The 21,209-nt window shown below is 60.9% G+C and carries 17 protein-coding genes; 6 read left to right on the forward strand and 11 right to left on the reverse strand.

The window, feature by feature from the left end; all coding sequences use genetic code 11:
• Positions 1-153 precede the first annotated feature (153 nt).
• The 3 genes from ISP18_RS14760 to ISP18_RS14770 are packed head-to-tail and all read right to left on the reverse strand — an operon-like array spanning position 154 to position 5,926.
• Entirely contained in the window at positions 154-1,629 is a 1,476-nt protein-coding gene (locus ISP18_RS14760; protein WP_380013434.1) for an efflux transporter outer membrane subunit, read from the reverse strand.
• Positions 1,626-4,802, reverse strand: a complete 3,177-nt coding sequence (locus ISP18_RS14765; protein ID WP_380013437.1) for an efflux RND transporter permease subunit — start codon at positions 4,800-4,802, stop codon at positions 1,626-1,628. Before ISP18_RS14765 ends, ISP18_RS14760 begins: the two co-directional genes overlap by 4 nt.
• Positions 4,799-5,926, reverse strand: coding sequence for an efflux RND transporter periplasmic adaptor subunit (locus ISP18_RS14770; RefSeq protein ID WP_380013440.1), 1,128 nt, complete (start codon positions 5,924-5,926; stop codon positions 4,799-4,801). Before ISP18_RS14770 ends, ISP18_RS14765 begins: the two co-directional genes overlap by 4 nt.
• A 117-nt stretch (positions 5,927-6,043) precedes the next feature.
• Here ISP18_RS14770 and ISP18_RS14775 point away from each other — a divergent pair, with 117 nt between their 5' ends.
• Complete coding sequence (locus ISP18_RS14775) at positions 6,044-6,661, forward strand: TetR/AcrR family transcriptional regulator (protein WP_380013443.1); 618 nt, start codon at positions 6,044-6,046, stop codon at positions 6,659-6,661.
• 53 nt (positions 6,662-6,714) lie between these two features.
• On the opposite strand, the gene ISP18_RS14780 is transcribed toward ISP18_RS14775, so the two are convergent.
• From ISP18_RS14780 to cyoA, 5 genes are all read right to left on the reverse strand, one after another.
• Positions 6,715-7,482, reverse strand: coding sequence for an SURF1 family protein (locus ISP18_RS14780; RefSeq protein WP_380013446.1), 768 nt, complete (start codon positions 7,480-7,482; stop codon positions 6,715-6,717).
• A gap of 134 nt (positions 7,483-7,616) precedes the next feature.
• Entirely contained in the window at positions 7,617-8,015 is a 399-nt protein-coding gene (gene cyoD, locus ISP18_RS14785; protein ID WP_380013449.1) for a cytochrome o ubiquinol oxidase subunit IV, read from the reverse strand.
• Positions 8,012-8,650 carry a cytochrome o ubiquinol oxidase subunit III gene (gene cyoC / locus ISP18_RS14790; RefSeq protein ID WP_380013452.1) on the reverse strand — a complete coding sequence of 213 codons (639 nt, stop codon included), beginning with the start codon at positions 8,648-8,650 and terminating at the stop codon, positions 8,012-8,014. The genes cyoD and cyoC overlap by 4 nt, the downstream gene beginning before the upstream one ends.
• 2 nt (positions 8,651-8,652) lie before the next feature.
• Entirely contained in the window at positions 8,653-10,644 is a 1,992-nt protein-coding gene (gene cyoB / locus ISP18_RS14795) for a cytochrome o ubiquinol oxidase subunit I (RefSeq protein WP_380013455.1), read from the reverse strand.
• 20 nt (positions 10,645-10,664) lie between these two features.
• Positions 10,665-11,636: a ubiquinol oxidase subunit II gene (gene cyoA, locus ISP18_RS14800; protein WP_380013458.1), complete on the reverse strand. Its 972-nt coding sequence runs from the start codon at positions 11,634-11,636 to the stop codon at positions 10,665-10,667.
• Positions 11,637-12,026: 390 nt separating this feature from the next.
• Between cyoA and ISP18_RS14805 the strand changes: the two genes are divergently transcribed.
• Positions 12,027-13,358 carry an MFS transporter gene (locus ISP18_RS14805; protein ID WP_380013461.1) on the forward strand — a complete coding sequence of 444 codons (1,332 nt, stop codon included), beginning with the start codon at positions 12,027-12,029 and terminating at the stop codon, positions 13,356-13,358.
• A gap of 170 nt (positions 13,359-13,528) precedes the next feature.
• On the opposite strand, the gene ISP18_RS14810 is transcribed toward ISP18_RS14805, so the two are convergent.
• Together ISP18_RS14810 and ISP18_RS14815 are read right to left on the reverse strand one after the other, a co-directional pair.
• Positions 13,529-14,545, reverse strand: coding sequence for a terpene synthase family protein (locus ISP18_RS14810; protein WP_380013464.1), 1,017 nt, complete (start codon positions 14,543-14,545; stop codon positions 13,529-13,531).
• 95 nt (positions 14,546-14,640) lie between these two features.
• Positions 14,641-14,778: a hypothetical protein gene (locus ISP18_RS14815; RefSeq protein WP_380013467.1), complete on the reverse strand. Its 138-nt coding sequence runs from the start codon at positions 14,776-14,778 to the stop codon at positions 14,641-14,643.
• A 496-nt stretch (positions 14,779-15,274) separates the two neighbouring features.
• On the opposite strand from ISP18_RS14815, the gene ahpC reads away from it, so the two are divergent.
• The 3 genes from ahpC (at position 15,275) to ISP18_RS14830 (ending at position 18,189) form a co-directional block, all read left to right on the forward strand.
• Positions 15,275-15,838, forward strand: coding sequence for an alkyl hydroperoxide reductase subunit C (gene ahpC, locus ISP18_RS14820; RefSeq protein ID WP_380013470.1), 564 nt, complete (start codon positions 15,275-15,277; stop codon positions 15,836-15,838).
• Positions 15,839-15,997: 159 nt separating this feature from the next.
• A complete protein-coding gene (ahpF, locus tag ISP18_RS14825; protein WP_380013473.1) occupies positions 15,998-17,587 on the forward strand; it encodes an alkyl hydroperoxide reductase subunit F in 1,590 nt (529 codons plus the stop codon).
• 92 nt (positions 17,588-17,679) lie between these two features.
• Positions 17,680-18,189 carry a gluconokinase gene (locus ISP18_RS14830; protein WP_380013476.1) on the forward strand — a complete coding sequence of 170 codons (510 nt, stop codon included), beginning with the start codon at positions 17,680-17,682 and terminating at the stop codon, positions 18,187-18,189.
• Between the two features lie 51 nt (positions 18,190-18,240).
• On the opposite strand, the gene ISP18_RS14835 is transcribed toward ISP18_RS14830, so the two are convergent.
• Positions 18,241-19,149: a DMT family transporter gene (locus tag ISP18_RS14835; protein ID WP_380013479.1), complete on the reverse strand. Its 909-nt coding sequence runs from the start codon at positions 19,147-19,149 to the stop codon at positions 18,241-18,243.
• 280 nt (positions 19,150-19,429) lie between these two features.
• On the opposite strand from ISP18_RS14835, the gene ISP18_RS14840 reads away from it, so the two are divergent.
• Positions 19,430-20,824 (forward strand): aminotransferase-like domain-containing protein, encoded by a 1,395-nt coding sequence (locus tag ISP18_RS14840; RefSeq protein WP_380015861.1) that lies wholly within the window; start codon positions 19,430-19,432, stop codon positions 20,822-20,824.
• Positions 20,825-21,209: the final 385 nt, after the last annotated feature.

Raw genomic sequence — 21,209 nt, forward strand, 5'->3', positions numbered from 1 at the left:
CGGGGAGAGGGCTGGGGTGAGGGGCCAACCTCGCCTGATTGTTATTCGTGCGGAACAACCACCTGCACGCTGGCGTGTGCAGCCCTGTTTTCCCGCAAGTCTTGACCCCTCACCCTAACCATCTCCCCAGAGGGGAGAGGGAACTGATCACCATCAGCGACGCGAATTGTCCGCCAACACCGTGCCCTGCGGCGTCCCCATCGCCTGGAACAAGGCCGCCGTATCCGCCAGCCGCGACGCGCGGGCCTGTATCTCCGTCAGCTTCGCGTTCTGCCAATGCTGTTCGGTGAGCACCATCGAAGGATAGGACACCGCACCCAGGCGATAGCGACTATCGGCGTTAGCGAACGACTGTTCCGCCGCCTTGGCCTCCTCCTGCGCCGCCTGCAGTGTCAAGGCATCCTGATCCAATGCAACCATCGTGTCGGCGACGTTCTGGAACGCGTTGAGCACTGTCTGCTGATAGTTGGAAATCGCGGCGTTGTAACTGGCGATGGCTGCCTTGCGCTTGGCGATCAGCTCGCCGCCGTGAAAGATTGGCTGGGTTAGCGAGAGCCCTGCGCTCCACACCGAACCCGCGCTGGTGAACAGGCTCGACGGTTTGAAGGCTTCCGTACCCAGCGACGCCGACAGCGAAATGTGCGGAAACAGATTCGCCGTCGCTACGCCCACCTGCGCGGACGCCGCATGCACCGATGCTTCTGCGGCCAGCACGTCCGGCCGCTGCTGCAGCAGTTCGGAAGGTACGCTCACTGGCACGTTTTCCGGCAGATGCAGGTCCGCCAACGTGAGGTTCGCAGGCGCCTGATCGGGCGTGCGGCCCATCAACACCGCCAAGGTATGCCGTGCTTTTTGCGCCTGGGCGCGTAACGGCGGCAGCGAGGTATCGATGCTTGCAGCTTGCTGACGTAGGCTCAGCACATCGTCTTGCGACGCCGCGCCAAGGCCGTGCGCGTGCTCGGTGAGATCGGTCTGCTCGTGCGCCAGTTTGGACAGCTGCTCGCTGGTGCGCACCTGTTCCTCCAGCGAGGCGGCATTAATCGCGGCCGTCACGATATTCGCCGCCAACGCGCGCTTGGCCGCGTCGAACTCGTAGGATTGCTGATCGACCTGCGCGGCCGTCTGTTCGATACCATGCCGATTTGCGCCGAACACGTCGAAGTCGTAACTCAGCGAAAGCTGCCCGGCGTAGACGTCGTACAGATTGGTGGGCGGCCCGAAGCTCGGAAAGCCCAGCGCGCGCTGCCGGCTGCTTTGCGCCTGCCCATCCAGCGAGGGCAGCATGGTGGCGCCGACCTGCGCGCGCAGCAGTTGACGCGCAGATTCCAGCGTATGCCGGGTCGACGCCAGCGAAGGGCTATTGCGCAAGCCTTCCTCCACCCACGCGTTGAGCGTATCGCTGCCGTATGCGCGCCACCATTCCGGTACGGCGCGCTCACCAAGGCTGAATCGCTGCGCCACACCGTCAACCTTGGCGCTTTCGGCTGGCGTTGGCTCGGCCGTGTAATGCGCTGGCGAAGGCGAGGCAGGCGGCTTGGCGGGCGGTGCGAAGGCGCATCCAGCCAGAGTCATCGCGGCGGCCAATGCTGTGGTCCGCAACGCGGGGATCATCATGTTTGCAGGCATCATGTGGCAGCCTCCGGTTCGCTAGCGGGTTCATCGGCGCGCACGCGGAACCATGCCGCGTACAGCGCCGGCAGATAGAACAGCGTGAGCACGGTCGCGACAGTGATGCCACCCATTAGGGCTGTAGCCATCGGCCCGAAGAAGTTGCTGCGCAACAGCGGAATCAGCGCCAACACCGCCGCCGCCGCCGTGAGCGTGATGGGTCGGAAACGCCGCACTGTCGCGCCGACAATCGCCTCCCAACGCGGATGACCGGCACGAATATCCTGCTCGATCTGATCCACCAGAATCACTGAGTTGCGCATGATGATGCCGAACATCGCGATCGTGCCGAGCATTGCCACGAAGCCGTACGGTTTATGGAACATAAGCAATGCGAGGATCACGCCGATCAAACCCAGCGGCGCGGTCAGCACCACCATGAAGGTGCGGCCGATGCTTTGCAGCTGGATCATCAGCAACGTGAGCACGGCGACCAACAGCACCGGCATCTGCACATTGATCGAGCTCTGGCCTTTCTCGTTCTGCTCCACCGTGCCGCCGACTTCGATGCGATAGCCCACCGGCAGATGGCTGCGGATATCGGCAAGCTTTTTGTCGACAGCATTGGTGACATCCAGGCCTTGCGCGCCGTTACGCGTGTCGGACTGCACGATGATCGAGGGCTGGCGATCACGCTCCCAGATCACACCGTATTCAAGCCCATAGGCGACATGGCCGAGCTGCGCCAACGGAATCGCGGTGCCGCTGGACGTGGGTATCGCCAGCCGCTCGATCTGATCCGGATGAATGCGATCGCCCTGCTCGCTGCGTAAATCCACCGAGATCAGCTTGTCGCGCTCGCGGAACTGCGTCACCGTGGTGCCGGACAGATTCATCGCCAGGAAGTTGGCGATGTCCTGCGAAGTGAGCCCCAGCTGCCGCGCCTTGTACTGATCCACTTCGAAGCGCACGGAACGCTCGGCCGGCTCGTCCCAGTCGAACTGCACGTTGGTGGTATCAGTGTTATTGCGCATTACGGAGGCCACTTGTTCGGCAATGCCGCGCACAGTGGCGATGTCGTCGCCTTCCACACGGAACTGCACGGGGAAGCCTACGGGCGGACCGTTCTCCAATCGGCTGACGCGTGTGCGTACGGCGCTGAAGTCACGTTTCAATTCGCCGTCCAGATAGGTAGCCAACTGCTCGCGTTGGTCCAGGTCCTTGGCGGTAATCACGAACTGCGCGAAGTTGGGCTGTGCCAGCTGCTGATCCAGCGGCAAGTAGAAGCGCGGCGCGCCGCTGCCGACGAAGCTGACGTAGCTGGCGATTTCCTTGCGATCTTTGATGACCGCTTCGAGGCGTTTGGTCTCGCGCAGCGTTGCGGCGTACGAGGCACCTTCCGGCAAGCGCAAGTCCACCATCAATTCCGGACGGTCCGAGCTGGGGAAGAACTGCTTGGGCACCACCGCAAAACCGCCGAGCGCGATCGCGAACAGCAGCACCGTCGAGGCCAGCACCAGCCAGCGATGACGCAGACACATATCCAGCCAGCCACGGAAACGGCGGTAGAACGTGGTGTCGTAGATTTCGATCTCGTCGCCGTTGTGCACCGGCTGCACGGCTTTTGCAGCACGTGCTTCGTTCCAACGCTGCGGCAGAAAGCGTGCCCACCACTCCTGCCCAGGCTTCGCGCGTTCGTGGTGCTCCGGCAGCAGGTGATAACCGAGCAGCGGAATCACGATCACCGCCGCCAGCCATGACACCAGCAACGCGATCGCCGAGACTTCGAAGATCGAGCGCGTGTATTCGCCGGTGCTCGACTTGGCCAGCGCGATCGGCAGAAAGCCCGACACGGTCACCAGCGTGCCGGTCAGCATCGGGAACGCGGTGCTGGTATACGCATACGCGGCGGCGCGCACGCGGCCCCAGCCCTGCTCCAGCTTCACCGACATCATCTCTACCGCGATGATCGCGTCATCCACCAACAGGCCCAGCGCCAGCACCAGCGTACCCAGCGACACCTTGTGCAGGCCGATGCCGAGCATGTCCATGCACAACGCGGTGGCAGCCAGCACAAACGGAATGGAGATCACCACCACCATGCCGGTGCGGAACCCCAAGCTGAGCAGACTGACGAACAGCACGATCCCCACTGCCTCGGCCACTGATTCCAGGAAGTCGTCCACCGAGCGCGACACCGCGTGCGGCATGCTGGTGACTTCCGACAACTTCAGGCCCGCCGGCAGACGCTTCTGCAGCACGCTTACCTTTTCGTCCAACGCCGTGCCGAGATGGATCACATCACCGCCCGGCTGCATGGTGACGCCGATGCCCAGCACCTGCTTGCCCATGAAGCGCACGGTCTGGCTGGGTGGATCGTCGTAGCCGCGCCGGATGGTAGCGATGTCGCCCAGGCGGAAGCTTTTGTCGTTGATGTGCAGCAGCGTGTTGGCCAGCGCGTCGAGGTCTTCGAGCTGGCCGCTGGGGCGCACGAAGACGCGATCGTCCGCCGTGGTGAGCACGCCGGTGGACGCCACCGCGTTCTGTTCGTTGATCGCCTGCCCGATCTGCTGCGGGCTGATGCCGAGCTTGGCCAGCTTTGCATTCGCCACATCGATGTAGATGTGCTGATTCTGGTCGCCGAAATAATCGACCTTAGCAATGCCCGGCACGCGCAGCAATTCCACGCGCAGCTGGTCGGCATAGTCATGCAACTGCGCCGGTGTGTAACCGTCGCCTTCTAGCGCGTAGATGTTGGTGTAGACGTCGCCGAATTCGTCATTGAAGAACGGTCCCTGCACGCCCTGCGGCAATTGCGCCGCGATGTCGCCCACTTTCTTGCGCACCTGGTACCAGGTTTCGGGCACTGCGGCAGCCGGCGCCGAATCCTGGATGTTGAAGAAGATCAGCGATTCGCCGGGACGCGAATAGCTGCGCAGGAAGTCGATAGCCGGCGTTTCCTGCAGCTTGCGCGCGATACGGTCGGTCACTTCTTCCTGCACCTGCTTGGCGGTGGCGCCGGGCCAGTAGGTTTGAATCACCATCACCTTGAATGTGAACGGTGGATCTTCCGACTGGGAAAGATTCTTGTACGACAGCACGCCGGCCAGCGCGATCAGTGCCATCAGGAAAAACACCAGCGACTGATGGCGCAAGGTCCACGCGGAAAGATTGAAGCGGTCCTCGTGACTCATTGCGGCGCGTCCTCGGCATGCGGCGGCGCGATGGGCGTGACTTTTTCGCCCGCGGATACGGCATGCACGCCTTGCATCACGATGCGCTCGCCGACCTTCAGGCCAGCGGCAATCAGCACATCGCGCTCACCGTAGCGCTCCACGGTGACCGGGCGCAGGTCGAGCTTGGAATCACCGGGAGTCACCACCCACACGGCCGGATGCTCGCCCTGATGGAACAAGGCCGTGGCCGGAATCGTGACCATGGCGTCGGCAGGCTTGCTGCCTTGCAGAGCGACGTCGGCCGTCATGCCGAGCTGCAGTGATGCATCGGCGTGATCGATCGCCAGCTTCACCAAATAAGTGCGCGATTGCGCATCAGCAGCAGGTGCGATTTCACGCACGCGCGCCGTATAACTGTGCCCTGGCGAGGCCGGCAGGTTCATCATTGCCGCTTGGCCGATGGTGATGCCGCCGACGCGGCTTTCGGGCACGTCGACGTAGACCTCACGTTCGCCCGACTGGGCAAAGCCGAACACCGCCTGCCCCGCGGCCAGCACCTGCCCTACTTCAGCTTGGCGACTGGTGATGATGCCGTCGTGATCAGCCACCAGGGTGGTGCTCTGCGCCAGCTTGTATTGCTGCCGGGCCTGGTCGCGGCCGGCCAGCGCAGAGGCGTAGTTGTCCTGCGTCTGCTGCAGTTGCAGTTGGCTAATCAGGTTCTGCTTGAACTGCGCCTCGTCCCGGTCGCGCTGCTGGGTGGCGAACAGCAGGCGATGCTCCGCCGCATCCAAGGCCGCCTTGGCATAAGCCAGTTGCAAGCTGGGGTCGGCGGGATCGAGCTGGGCCAGGGGCTGACCTTGTTTCACTTGCTCGCCCGGATCGACGTAGCGTGCGGTCAGTCGCCCAGCCATGCGGAACGACAGCGGCATCTCGTAGCGCGCATGCACGTCGCCGGAGTAGCGGCCCGCAACGGCGCCATCGACCGCCTGCACGGGCAGGGCGATCACCGGTACGGCGGCCTCTGCCTCCGGTGCCTTTTTGCTGCATCCGGCCAGCCATATCAAAGACATAGCCGCCACCAAGGGCAATCGGATATGCCGCCGCGCCAGCCCGCGCAGCTTGGGGGGAAGTGGGTAGATCACGGACCGCTCCAGGGATGAGGGGAATGCCAAATACGGGTACGGACTCTAATTCACACACGCATTCAAATACAAGTATGTATTTAAATACATGTGCCGATCGTCGTGGTACGATGGCGCATGCCACGCAAACGCCTTACACGGGAAGAAAGCCGCGAACAGACCCGCCAGCGCCTGCTGGATGCGGGCGCCGTCGCCATTACCAAAAAGGGGTTAGCCGCCAGCAGCGTAGAAGACATCGCCGGTCATGCCGGCTATACGCGCGGCGCGTTCTACTCCAACTTCAAGAGCAAGACGGATCTCTTCATCGAACTGCTCAGGCTCGATCACTCCAACATCCAGGAGGATCTGCAGCAGTTGCTGGAAGCGGACCTATCCCACGAAGATCTGCAAAAACAGCTGGCCCTGTTCTACGGCCAGTGCTATCGCGACAGCACCAGTTACGTGCTGTGGGCCGAAGCGCGACTGCACGCCGTGCGCGACGCCAAATTCCGCCAACGGCTAAATGCGCTGTGCCTGGAAAAGCGCGACATGATCGCTTACTTCATCACCCAGTTCTGCGAACGAATGGGCATGCAACCGCCCTTACCCGCTCCCGACTTGGCGCTGGGGAGCATGGCGCTGATCGACGGCATGCTCTACTTCAACATGAGCATGCCTGCGGAGATGCCGGACGCGTCCACGGCAGCCGTGCTGAGCACGATGTTTACGGCGACGTTCTTTGGCTCCCGCGGATAACACCGCCCCATGGACGTCATTCCCGCGAAAGCGGGAATGACGGCCTCGTGGTATTACCTGCCGCGGCGCAGGCGGTATTCGCCGTAACCCACGTAAATGCTGGCACCCAACACCATCAAGGCAAGCAGATACCAGGTGATCAGGTAGCTGAGATGGTTGTTGGGAAAGTTGATCACCGTCTTGCCGCCTTCCGGCCACTGCGTGCCGTTGTCTGGCGCGGCATCCGCATCCACGAAGTAAGGCGCCACGTCGTGCAGCCCGCGTGCGGCAGCAATAGCTGGTACATCGCGCGTATACCAGTCGTTTCGCGCAGGCTCGTTATGGCGCATGAAAGCGTTCGGTTCCGACATGCGCAACAAGCCCGTCAACGTCGTTTCACCAGTCGACCCCGGTGAACAATGCCCGTCACGGCCGCACCAATCAGCCGGCGCATAGCCCCGGTTGATTAACACGATGGAACCATCCGCCATGCGTAGCGGCGTCATCACCCAGTAACCGCTGCCTTCGTCCGTCGCCGCCCATATCAGCGTCTGGTGATCGTGCAGGAAGACGCCGCTGAGGCGCACATGCAGGTACTCGTCCTTTTCGGCACTGACACTCGGCCATTGATTACGCGGCGGCGGCGCGACGGGCGGTGCGTGCACACGTGCATCGACGCGCGCGATCAGTGCGCGCTTCCAAGCAAGACGGTGGACTTGCCAGTTGCCCAGGGAGACGAAACCTGCGAACAGGCCGATGGCAAGCAAGGCGAGCAGCGTCAGACCTAGCGGGCCGCGAGGGGCGCGTGGGGTGTCGTAAGAGGAAGTGTCTTGGGAAGCCATGTGAACAATAATCGCATCTTATCGTTCCGATATCCCACACTGCGACACCGTAGGCATAACACCATAAGGCCGTCATTCCCGCGAAACTGGCCTCGCACCCCTGCCCTCTCCCCGAAGGGCAGAGAAAACCATCTTCACGGCAAATTCCGCACATCCTTCATCATCGAGGGCATCATGTTCTGGTTGAGGTGGTACATCACCCAGATCGAGCCGCTCAGCGTGATCACCACCAGCACGATGGTGAAGATCAGGGCCAGCATGTTCCAGCCGCCTTCGGACTTCGCATTCAAATGCAGGAAGTACACCATGTGCACCACGATCTGGATTGCCGCCAGCAGCAAAATGAAAGCATCCGCGGGGCCTGTTTTCGAAAACGCACCAGACATCACCAACCAGAATGGAAGGATGGTGAGCATCGCAGCAGCCGAAAAACCCGTGAGATAACCTTTCAGCGTGACATGAATGGCGCCGACGCCATCGTCGCCATGCTCGTGGTGACCATCGTCATGCGCGTGTGGAGTGTGTTCGCTCACGACAGCTTCCCCATCAGATAAACGAAACTGAAGACGCCCACCCACACGACGTCAAGGAAGTGCCAGAACATCGACAGGCACATCAGGCGACGTTTGTTGGCGGGAATCAGCCCTTTCTTGCCGACCTGCACCAGCAGCACGATCATCCAGATCAAGCCGCAGGTCACGTGCAGGCCGTGCGTACCGACCAGGGTGAAGAACGAAGAGAGAAACGCGCTGCGCTGCGGCCCCGCACCGATCGATATCAGGTGCGCAAACTCGGTCAACTCCAGCGAGATAAAACCCGCACCGAGCAGCCACGTGACGATCAACCACGCCGTCATCGGACCCCGGCGATTCTGCTGCATTTCCAGCACGGCGAAGCCATAGGTGATGGAAGAAAGCAGCAGCAACGTAGTGTTCACTGCAACGACCGGCAATTCCAGCACTTCCGCCGCGGAAGGCCCCCCGGCGTACTGGCGCCCCAACACGCCGTAGGTAGCGAATAGACAGGCGAAGATCAGGCAATCGCTCATCAGATACAGCCAGAAACCCAGCAGCGTGGCGTTTTCTGGATGATGCCCTTCGGTCACATGGAAGCGCAGTGTTTCCTCCGCGCCACTGCCCCCGCCTACGGTCATGGTCATTTCGGACATGGCTAGGCTCCGGCGCGGGCGGCTTCGACCCGGCTTACTTCATCTGCAGGGATGTAGTAGTCGCGGTCGTAGTTGAAGGTGTGATGGATGGCCACCGCCAGCAGCGCCGCGAACGACAGCGCCGCGATCAGCCACATGTACCAGACCATGGCGAAGCCGAAGATGAAACTCAGCACCGCCAGATACACGCCGGTGCCTGTGTTTTTCGGCATGTGGATGGGCACGAAGCCCTCCAACGGCCGGCGCCAGTGATACTGCTTCATCTGCCACCAGGTGTCGATGTCATGCACCTGCGGCGTAAAAGCAAAGTTGTACGGCGGCGGCGGCGACGAGGTAGACCATTCCAGCGTGCGCCCATGCCACGGATCACCCGTGGTATCACGCAACTTGTCGCGACGCAGGATGCTCACCGCAAACTGCACGATCATCGCCGCAATGCCCAACAGGATCAGCACCGCGCCGAACGCCGCCAGCTGGAACCAGATCTGCAGCGACGGATCGTCGAAATGTCGCAGGCGACGCGTCACGCCCATCAGCCCCAGCAGATACAGCGGCATGAACGCAAAATAGAAACCAACCACCCAGAACCAGAACGAGAGCTTGCCCCAGAACGGATCGAGCCTGAAACCAAACGCTTTCGGGAACCAGTAATTGACGCCGGCAAACATGCCGAACAACACGCCACCGATGATCACGTTGTGGAAGTGCGCGATCAGGAACAAGCTGTTATGCAGCGCGAAATCCGCCGGCGGCACCGCCAGCAATACGCCGGTCATGCCGCCAATAGCGAAGGTCACGATAAAGGCCACCACCCACAGCATCGGCACATCGAACACGATGCGTCCGCGGTACATGGTGAACATCCAGTTGAAAATCTTCGCTCCCGTCGGGATCGAGATGATCATCGTGGTGATGCCGAAGAACGAGTTGACGCTGGCGCCTGAGCCCATGGTGAAAAAGTGATGCAGCCACACCAGGTAAGAGAGCACCGTGATCACCACCGTCGCATACACCATCGACGCGTAGCCAAACAGACGCTTGCGCGAGAAGGTGGAGGTGACTTCGGAAAACACGCCAAAGGCGGGCAGCACCAGGATGTACACCTCCGGGTGCCCCCACACCCAGATGAGGTTGACGTACATCATGTAGTTGCCGCCCAGATCGTTGGTAAAGAAGTGCGTGCCCGCATAGCGATCCAACGTCAACAACGCCAGCGTGGCGGTGAGCACCGGAAACGCCGCCACGATCAGCACGTTCGCGCACAGTGCCGTCCAGGTGAAGATCGGCATCTTCATCATCGTCATGCCCGGCGCACGCATCTTCACGATGGTGGCGATCATGTTGATGCCGGAGAGGGTGGTGCCTACACCCGCTATCTGCAGCCCCCATATCCAGTAATCCACGCCGCTGTCTGGACTGGACGACAGCTCCGAAAGCGGCGGGTACGCCAGCCAGCCGGTACGCGCAAAAGCGCCGATGAATAGCGACGCCATGACCAGCACCGCGCCAGCAACCGTCATCCAATAGCTGAAGTTGTTGAGGAAAGGAAAGGCTACGTCGCGCGAACCGATCTGCAGCGGCATGACGAAATTGATCAAGCCGGTGATGAACGGCATGGCGACGAAGAAGATCATGATCGTGCCGTGCGCGGTGAAGATCTGATCGTAGTGCGCAGCCGGCAGATAACCTTCGTGCGGGCCGAAAGCGACAGCCTGTTGCACGCGCATCATCAGCGCATCGGCGAAGCCGCGTAGCAGCATCACCAGCGCCAGCACGATATACATGATGCCGATCTTCTTGTGATCCACGCTGGTGAACCACTCGTGCCACAGATAGCCCCATTTACGGTAATACGTGATCAGACCAAGCACCGCGATAGCGCCCAGCGCCACACCGATGAAGGTAAAGATCAGGATGGGTTCGTGATAGGGAATCTCGTCCAGCGTCAGACGTCCGAAAAGCAGCTTGGTAAGATCGGGATGTTGAGAAGTCATCGCGGCACCGGCACTTGAATTCACTGTGGATGAGCCATCGGCATGGCCGCGTGGCTTTCGGATGTCGCAGACGCTTCGCTGCCCCCGCTGGGTTCGGACATCCGAAGCATGTTCATGCACGTAGGACCGGGTTGGACGCAGCGATTGAGAATGGATTGGTAAAGGCCGGGCGCCACACTGCCGTAATAACGCACCGGCTCTTGCTGGCTTGGCGCTTCCAACTTGGCATAAGTATCGTGATCGAGCGTGCCGCTGCCTTGAGCTTTGGCCTTGGCCACCCACTTGGCGAAATCATCCTCGCTCACGCCGTGGAAGGTGAAGTTCATGTACGAGAAGCCTGCCCCGCTGTAATTGGCGGAAAAACCCCAGTAATCGCCAGGTTTGTTGATCACCGCCTGCAGCGTGGTCTGCATGCCCGGCATCGCGTAGATTTGGCCTGCCAAGGCAGGGATGAAGAAGGAATTCATCACGGTTGAAGCCGTGAGGTTGAAATGAATCGGTCGATCCACCGGCGCGGCCATTTCGTTTACCACCGCAAGATTCTGCTCGGGATAGATGAACAACCATTTCCAGTCGAGCGCGACGACATCCACTTCGAGCGGTTTGGCATCCACCGGCACTACCCGCCCGGCCGAAAGGCGATCGAGCGGTCGATACGGGTCGAGCTTGTGTGTGCTTACCCAGGTCACCGCGCCGAGCGCGATGATGATCAGCAATGGCGCCGACCAGATCATCAGCTCCACGATGGTGGAGTGATCCCAATCCGGATCGTATGCCGCCTTGTGATTGGATGCGCGGTAACGCCACGCGAACACCAGCGTGGCCACGATCACCGGCACCACGATCAGCAGCATCAGGATGAGCGAAATGATGATCAAATCGCGTTGCTGACGCGCAACGTCCCCGGACGGCGACATCAGCACGGTATGACAGCCCGTCAGCGCCAGGGCAAAGGCCAGCAGTAGCAGTCCGCGGAGAGCCTTCATAGACATGACAGACGCAACCGAATGAGAAGGGGTACTGCTGGGTCGAAAGGTACGCCGATCGATGGGCCGCACGCAAATGGTTTGGGCATCCACCGCGACATGCTGCGGCGTTTCGCCGTGCTCGAAGTGGATCGGAAACAAGGACATGATGTTGAAATCATGCCGGGACGTGGCATGAATGCTTTGTGTTCGTAACGTCTCGGCAAGAATTGGGTGCGCATGTTTGCGACGATCCGTTCCCTCCCCCGTATGGGGGAGCGAGATTTCGCATGGTTGAGTTTTACGCACGCCGGCAGAAGAAGGCCGTGTGCAAAAAATAGATCAGAGGGTCCCTAGCCTTGACCGCGCAACGGTGCCATGCTGTCACCGCTGCAACTCCCTATCCGAGCAACGACTATGTCCAGTACGTTTGAGGATCAGCGCGAACCAGCCGGCCTCTCCCCGGAAGACCTCGGGCGCATTCACGCCCATGCCCGATTGGCCCCAGGCGAAATCGCCGTCGGCGTCATCGTCGGGCGAACCGCCGAATACTTCGATTTCTTCGTCTTCGGCATCGCTTGCGTGCTGGTGTTTCCGTCGGTGTTCTTTCCGTTCGAAAGCCGGCTGGACGGCATGCTGCTGTCGTTCGCGATTTTCTCGCTGGCCTTCATCGCGCGCCCGCTCGGCACCACGCTGTTCATGGCCTTCCAGCGGCGCTGGAGCCGCGGCACCAAGCTCACCATCGCCATGTTCCTGCTGGGCAGCACCACCGCCGGCATGGCGTTCCTGCCCGGCTACAACATCATCGGCGGCTGGGCGATTGGCCTGCTGACCTTCTTCCGGTTCCTGCAAGGCATTGCGCTGGGTGGTTCATGGGATGGCCTGCCGTCCCTCCTCGCCCTCAACACGCCGCCCGAACGGCGCGGCTGGTACGCCATGCTCGGCCAGCTCAGCGCCCCAATGGGCTTCCTGATCGCCTGCAGCCTGTTCCTGTTTCTACACACCCAACTGGCCAGCGACGATTTTCTGGAATTCGGGTGGCGCTATCCCTTCTACGTCGCCTTCACCATCAACGTCGTGGCGCTGTTCGCGCGCCTGCGCCTGGTGGTGACCGAGGAATACACCCGCGCCATGGAAGAGCGCGAGCTGCAGCCCATCGGCATCATCGACATGCTGCGCCGCCAGGGCTACAACATCTTCGTCGGCGCCTTCGCTGCGCTGGCGAGCTATGCGCTATTCCACCTTGTATCAATTTTCCCGTTGTCTTGGATCACGCTGGGCACCACGCAATCAGTCAACGCAGTGCTGACGATCCAGATCGTCGGCGCACTGGCCGGCATCGGCGGCACCATCGCCTCGGGCATCATCGCCGACCGCATCGGCCGGCGCACCACGCTAGGTACGGCGGCCGTGCTCATCGGCATCTTCGCCCTGTTCGCACCTTGGCTGCTGGGCGGTAGCCAGATCGCGCAGGACGCCTTCATCATCATCGGCTTCGCCCTGCTTGGCCTGTCATACGGACAGGCGGCCGGCAGCGTGACGTCCAACTTCGAAATCCACCTGCGTTACACAGGCGCGGCGCTGACATCCGATTTCGCCTGGCTAATCGGCGCCGCGTTTGCGCCGCTGGTGGCGCTGGGATTGTCGGCGCGATTTGGGTTGGTGGCGGTGAGTTTGTATTTACTCTCTGGCGTAGCGTGTACGTTAATTGCATTGCGGGTGAATAAGGCGCTTGCAGAGCGGGAGTGATGCTCTGCGGCTTCTTTCTGACCGAGAGTATCCGTTGCTTCGCAAGAGTGGTGGCGAGTGGTTGCGAACCAAACATTCCGCCAGCGCGCCCCAGCCCGGGTAGGCTGGGATGACAATCCCAGCGTTAGGAACACCGCTAGATAGCTGGGATTATCATCCCAGGCTACGAGCTAAACAGCTCTCGCATACCACGCATGATGACCGGCAATCAGCAACTCGATTCCGATCACATAGCGCTGCAAGTGGATTCGCGCTTCCTCACTCAGGCGCAACGTGACGTAGAGCTGCGGGAGGCGACTTCGCAATCCGCACCAACGCTGCATGAGTTTCTCGTGCATGGAGACGACCTTGCTGATCGCCTGATCTGGGCTTATGCCCCATTGCCGCTGCACAGCGCGCACCACGTTGTCTTCCGGCGGATTGCCCGCACGCGCCGCAGCGATGTCGCTCACCCACCGCATCGAGTCCGCTTGAATGTCCCGCAGCCCTTCGATTTCCAGGCTTTCATAGGCACCGCGTGGCAATTCGTACTTGAGACTGCCTTCGATCAGATCGCCAAGCACGGCGCATTCGGTGCTATGACGATCCGGTAGATGCGTGCTCAGATTCGTTTCGCCCTGGAGCTCGGCAAGCACGTTGTCGCCGGCAAAGCAAAGGAACCATCTGCGCCAGTTGGTGGCGGCACGTTGCTGCCATGAGAGACTCATGCCAGCCGCCTCGCGCTTCCAAAGGTTAGCAAAGGCCCATACCAGCGGCGGTGCATCATCGGCCGGCTGAATGCCCACGCGATGCAATGTGAGGTCGACAAGCTGCCATATAACCATGTTGGCGGCCGGAGCATCCGTCTGGCATAGCCGTTGGTATTCGCCGCGCCACACGTTCGACCACGTGATCGCATCTACTGCGATATCCAAAGCAGTATCTTCGGCGATGGGGTAAAGCAGAGTAGCGTATCGGACGATATCCGGCAGGTCGAAGCTCGCCAGCGCATCGTTTTGCAAAAGGCGGTAACGCTGCAGAAATGCACGGCTTCGCCATACGACGTCGCTCAGCTCCTCATTGTTCTTACCGGCCAAAAACGGAAACTGCAGTGAGGCAAGCCCCTGTTCTAGGAGATTCACTTGCACTGTGCCGTGTTCCATCGAGCGATGCAATTCGGAACTCGCTTCTATAGTTTCGACATGCATGACTCCTACCCTCCAGGATGGCTTCGTTGCCTCACTTACACGAGCATCAAAAGCAGTTGCTCGGAACGATCTGCAAGCACCGACGGCCTAAGTGGTTACGTACCGAAGCGCCGCTGTCGGCGCTGATACGTGGCGATGGCGTCTTGAAAATCCACCAAACCGAATTCCGGCCAGCACAATTGCACGGCGTGCAGCACCTCCTGCCGTCCGCTGTAGGCCACGGCAATATTCACGATGCGGTGCGTGCGCCGCTTCGATGGTTTGCATGATGAAGCCCTGTTCCATGAGCCCGTCCTCTTACGCGTGCAAACACCGGCCCAACGCGCCCCATAGTGAATGGGGCGCGCAAACGATCAATCGTGTAACTACATGGCTTTTTGCTTTCCCTGCTTCTCCGCACCGGTGCACACTTCCTTGCTCGCATCGCGCACATTGCCACGATGCGAGCGAGCCCTTAGACAAGTGCTGTATGGGCGACATGCTAGGGGGCCGCGTCTTAAAGCGGTGTTTCCCATTCGTCGAGAGATTTCGCCCGGAATGAAACGGGACCGGGTTACGTTAATTTGCGCCAAAAAATTTGAAGCGCCGAGGCAAGTCCGGAACGATCGCGGGAGTCAATGGATGCCGATAGACGCCATGAATCAATGTAATCCCAACAATCAATTGGCCCTTTCAATCGATCTCCCGTATCTTTGAAACCCTTACCAACAACACACCGGGAAATAGCAGATGTCGTTGATCAACACCTCCGTCAAACCTTTCAAGGCCACCGCTTACAAAGATGGCAAGTTCGTTGAAGTGACCGACGCCTCGCTGAAGGGCAAGTGGTCCGTGGTCGTGTTCTACCCGGCCGACTTCACCTTCGTCTGCCCGACCGAGCTGGAAGACTTGGCCGATCACTACAATGAATTCCAGACGCTGGGCGTGGAGATCTACGGTGTATCCACCGACACGCATTTCTCGCACAAGGCGTGGCACGACACCTCCGACGCCATCAGCAAGGTGAAGTACCCGCTGGTGGGCGACCCGACGGGCGCCATCACCCGTAACTTCGACGTGATGATCGAGGAAGAAGGTCTGGCGCTGCGCGGTACCTTCGTGATCAATCCGGAAGGCCAGATCAAGCTGTGCGAAATCCACGACAACGGCATCGGCCGCGACGCGGAAGAACTGCTGCGCAAGGTGCGCGCTGCACAGTACGTGGCTTCCCATCCGGGTGAAGTGTGCCCGGCCAAGTGGAAGGAAGGCGCTGCCACGCTGAAGCCGTCGCTCGACCTGGTCGGCAAGATCTAAGTTTCAAGCTTGGCGGTTCCCGCAACGGGAACCGCCGCGGGCCCGACATCCCCCTCCCGCCGGGCCCGCACCTATACCCCGAAGCAGATGCCGTCCATCCATGTTCTACCGGATGTCGGCGGCGTCTGCTCCAAATCAAGCCATTGATGGAGATGCACCATGCTGGACAACGATCTGAAAGAACAACTCAGGGCCTATCTCGAAAGAGTGACCCATCCGATCGAGCTGGTCGCTTCCGTCGATGACAGCGCTGCCTCGCAGGAACTGCTGGGACTGCTGCGCGATATCGAACCGCTTTCGCCCAAGGTATCGCTGCGCACGAACGGCCACGAAGCGCGCAAGCCCTCGTTCGCCATCAACCGCATCGGCACGGATGTGAGCGTGCGCTTTGCCGGCATTCCGCTCGGCCACGAGTTCACCTCGCTGGTGCTGGCGCTGCTGCAAGTGGGCGGCCATCCGTCCAAGGCGGCACCCGAAGTGATCGAGCAGGTGCGCAACCTGGAAGGCGAGTACGTGTTCGAAACCTTCATGTCGCTCAGTTGCCATAGCTGCCCGGATACGGTGCAGGCGCTGAACCTGATGAGCGTGCTCAATCCCAACATCAAGCACATCGCCATCGACGGCTCGCTGTTTCAGGATGAAGTGAACGAGCGCCAGGTGATGGCCGTGCCCACTGTGTTCCTCAATGGCCAGCCGTTCGACCAGGGCCGCATGACGATCGAGCAGATCACCGCGCGCCTGGATAGCAACGCCGCGCAGCGCGATGCGGAAAAGCTCAAGGCCAAGGCCCCGTTCGAAGTGCTGGTGGTGGGCGGCGGCCCGGCCGGCGCCGCGGCGGCGATCTACTCCGCACGCAAGGGCATCCGCACAGGCGTCGCAGCCGAACGCTTCGGCGGCCAGGTGCTGGATACGATGGCGATCGAAAACTTCATCTCGGTGGCCTACACCGAAGGCCCGAAGCTGGTCGCATCACTGGAACAACACGTACGCGAATACGACGTGGACATAATGAACCTGCAGCGCGCCGAGCAGCTGATTCCCGCGCAGGAAGAAGGCGGCCTGATCGAAGTGCGCCTCGCCAACGGCGCCTCGCTGAAGGCGAAGACCGTGGTGCTGTCCACCGGCGCGCGCTGGCGCAACATGAACGTGCCGGGTGAGCAGGAATATCGCAACAAGGGTGTCACCTACTGCCCACACTGCGATGGCCCGCTGTTCAAGGGCAAGCGCGTGGCGGTGATCGGCGGCGGCAACTCCGGCGTGGAAGCGGCGATCGACCTGGCCGGCATCGTGGATCACGTCACCTTGTTGGAATTCGACAGCAAGCTGCGTGCGGATGAAGTGCTGCAACGCAAACTGCGTAGCCTTCCGAACGTGAAGGTAATCATGAGCGCGCAGACCACCGAAGTACTCGGCGACGGGAACAAGGTCACCGGTTTGGCTTACACCGACCGCACCAGCGGCCAGAATCAGCAGGTGGCGCTGGAAGGCGTGTTCGTGCAGATCGGCCTGCTACCAAACACCGACTGGCTGAAGGGCACAGTGAAGCTGTCGCCGCGTGGTGAGATCGAAGTGGATGCTCGCGGCGAAACCTCGGTGCCGGGTGTGTTCGCGGCGGGTGACGTCACCACTACGCCGTACAAGCAGATCGTGATTGCGATGGGCGGTGGCGCGAAGGCAGCGCTGAGTGCGTTCGATTATCTGATTCGCTTGCCGGTGGTTGAAGCGGAGAAGGAAGATATGGCCGCCTGATTGGCTTGCAGCAAGATTGCCGTCAACATGAGGGCCGGGCAATTGCTCCGGCCCTCATGCTTTAGAGTCGTCATTCTCGATTGGAACAAGCCGTGCGCGCCATTGTCATCATGGGAGTATCCGGCTGCGGTAAGTCCACCGTGGCCGAAGCCATCTGCCAACGCACAAGCACATACCTGATCGAAGGCGACGCCTTTCATCCGCCTGAAAACATTCGCAAGATGAGCGCCGGCCTTCCGCTCACCGATGCCGACCGGCAAGGCTGGCTCGAACGGCTCGCGCAGGAAGCCGCCGATCAACTGCATGTATCCGAACGTGTGGTGCTCACCTGCTCCGCACTCAAGCGTCGTTATCGCGACACCTTGCGCGACACAGTGCCGGACCTTGGTTTCGTATTTCTGGAGCTAACGCCCGAACAGGCAGCCGAACGCGTGGCGCATCGCAGCGGGCATTTCATGCCAACTTCGCTGATCGCAAGCCAGTTCCGTGATCTAGAGCCGCCTCTCGACGAGCCGCTGGTGTTGAAGCTCTCAGCCATCGAGCCCGTCGAAGCGCTTGCCGACCAAGCCGCGGCATGGTGGTCGCACGTAGGTTGGCGGTGAGGCGTAGCCGAACCCCAACATCGCCATCCACATTCTTGCGTTGGGATTCGGCTACGCCTCGCCCCAACCTACGCGCACACCCAGCCTCCATTTCAGATTGACGCCCAGCGTGCCCAGCACGATCAAGGCGAGGCCGGCCAGTTGCACCGGCACAAGGCGGTGACCGTACAACACGTAATCCAGCAACAACGTCACCAGCGGATACACGAACGCCATCACTGCGATCGTCACCACCGGCAGGCGTGAATACGAAGAATAGAACAGTACGTACACGATACCGCTGTGGATTACGCCCAGGCCCACCAGCCATAGCCAATGCATTCCCCAGTGCAACGCGGTGGAACTGGAGAACCAGCCCAGCATGACGACGCCGACCCAGCACTGGATCATCACCAGCGCGAACGGCCGCTGCTTGCCGACCTGCCGCGACATCAGCAACGACGCGCCGCATAGCAATGCTCCCAGGAAAGTAAGGCCGATACCGATGAAATAGGACGTATCGGCACTGCGCCACATCCGCAACGGATCGGCCGAACACGCCACGCCGACGAAACCGATCAGCGTCCACATCAAGTCCACGGGCCGAGTGCGTTCGCCCTGCACCACCGCCGCCAGAATCAGCATCACGAACGGAAAGAAGTGATACACCATCGTCGCCACACCGATGGACGAACGAGCCATGCCGGCGAACAGGCACACCCAATTCAACACCAGCAGCGCACCGCTGAGAATGGCGCCGCGGATCAGTGTGCGGTCTTGCCATACGCCATGCAGATGGCCGCGCGCCAGGCCCCACACGAGCAGGAAGATGCCGCCGAACAGAGCGCGGTAGAACACAGCGGTGACCGCGTCCTGGCCGCTTTCGTGGACGAAGACGCCGACCGAGCCGATGAGGATTTCGGCGAAGAGCAGTTGGGCTACCGCAGAACGGGTGTCGCTATGGTTGGAAATAGATGTCATTGCTTTCCAGGAATAGTGCTGTCTTTGGCACTTTGGTTTATTGCAGCCCGGTCCGTGCCCCACCGTCATTCCGGCGAAGGCCGGAATCCAGTTTCAATGCGGTGTGCGGAGCACTCAAAATCCATCTGTTGAGTCCTTCGGACGCGTATTTGCACTGGATTCCGGCCTTCGCCGGAATGACGAGCAAAAGCAGCTTCAGGCAAGTCCAGCCTAGGCCGCCTTCTCCAACCAATACAGATTCAGATACGATCGATTTCGACCAGTACAGTTGGCCGCATCAATGCTGCTCTACGAACAACTCGCCAACCAATTGCGCACGCAAATCGCCCAAGGCGCGCTGCGCGCCGGCGAGCGCCTGCCCTCCATTCGGCAACTGGCACGCAGTCACGACGTGAGCATCGCCACTGCCGTGCAAGCCTGTTTGCAGTTGGAGCGCGAAGGTCTCGCCCAGGCGCGTCCGCGCTCAGGCTACTTCGTGCGCGCAGCCGCGCCGCTGCCGCCCGAAACGCGTCCATCGCGCCGTCGCACACCAGGCACGGTCAGCAACCCGATGTTGCAGGATGTGCTGGACATGCTCGCGCGTAGCGATCTTCTACCGCTGCACAGTGCGACGCCATCGCCTGCCTTGCTGCCACAAACGGCACTGACCGCATCGCTGTCGCGCTGTCTGCGTCACGCGCCAGCATCTGCGCTGGATTACGCCCCACCGCAAGGACATCTCGCGCTGCGCCGGCATATCGCGCAGCGCTACGCGCAAGTGGGCGTCACGGTATCGCCGGAGGAGGTCGTCATCACCGCCGGCGCGATGGAGGCGATCAGCCTAGCGCTGCGCACATTGACCCAACCCGGTGACGTGGTGCTGGTGGAGTCGCCCACCTATCACGGCATTCTGCAGGCGGTGGCGGCGTTGAAGCTGAAAGTGTTGGCTGTGCCCAATCTGCCGGATCGCGGCATCGACGTCGCGCGGCTCGAACAACTGCTGCAGCAGAACAAGGTACGCGCAGCCGTGCTGGTGCCCAACTTCAACAATCCGCTCGGTAGCGTGACCGACGATACCGCCAAGCAGGCGCTGCTGAAAAGCTGTGCGCGCCACAAGACGATCGTGATCGAAGACGATATCTACGGCGAGTTGGCTTGGTCCGGGCAGCGCCCGTCACCGCTGCGGCGCTGGGACAAGCATGGCACGGTGATCACCTGCGATTCGTTTTCCAAGATCCTGGCACCGGGTCTGCGTGTGGGCTGGATGGTTGGCGGGGACTGGACCGAGGCGCTGCTGCGTACCAAGTACTTCTCCACCGTGGGTAGCGCCAGCCTGCCGCAGTTGGCGCTGGCCGATTATCTGCAACGCCACGATCTAGAGCGGCATTTGCGCCAGCTGCGCCGCGCGCTAGCGGACAACGCACAACGCATGCACGAAGCCATCGCACGTTACTGGCCGGCATCGACACGCGCTTGCACACCGCGTGGTGGCTTGTCGTTGTGGCTGCAGTTGCCAGGTATGAACACGCAGGCGCTGTTCGAAACGGCACTGCACGAAGGCATCGGCACTTCGCCAGGAGCGCTGTTTTCAAGCCATGATGAATATACCGATTGCCTGCGATTGAGTTGTGGCCTGCCGTGGAGCGAGCAACTCGATCGCGCGTTGTGGCGATTGGGGCAACTCGCGTCGCATTAGACGCGTAGGCGGGGATGAGGCGTCGCCGAATCCCAGCTAAGACGTACATGGCAACGCTGGGATTCGCATGCGCTCATCCCAGACTACGTGTCGCCAACCTGCGGATTTTTCGCAAAATTCCCTCTCTTCTGTCCTCTTCCTGACAAGCGACATCGGGCCAACTCCGCGCACCCCGCCAAAAAAAGTGTGTCAACAGCGTCTCAAATAGATGACTGTCTATTGACGCACCGCAGCACGTGTCATAGCCTCAAATTGCCGCAACCGGGGAGTTTTTTTTGCTGCGGCGCAAATCTGCGATTTAACACACATCCAAGTTCCCTTGGAGGGACGCCTTTTGCCTTAAATCTTTGTGGGGAATTCAAATGAAACGACTTGCTCGACGTCC

Source organism: Dyella humi (genome assembly GCF_044904605.1).
Taxonomy (GTDB): domain Bacteria; phylum Pseudomonadota; class Gammaproteobacteria; order Xanthomonadales; family Rhodanobacteraceae; genus Dyella_B; species Dyella_B humi.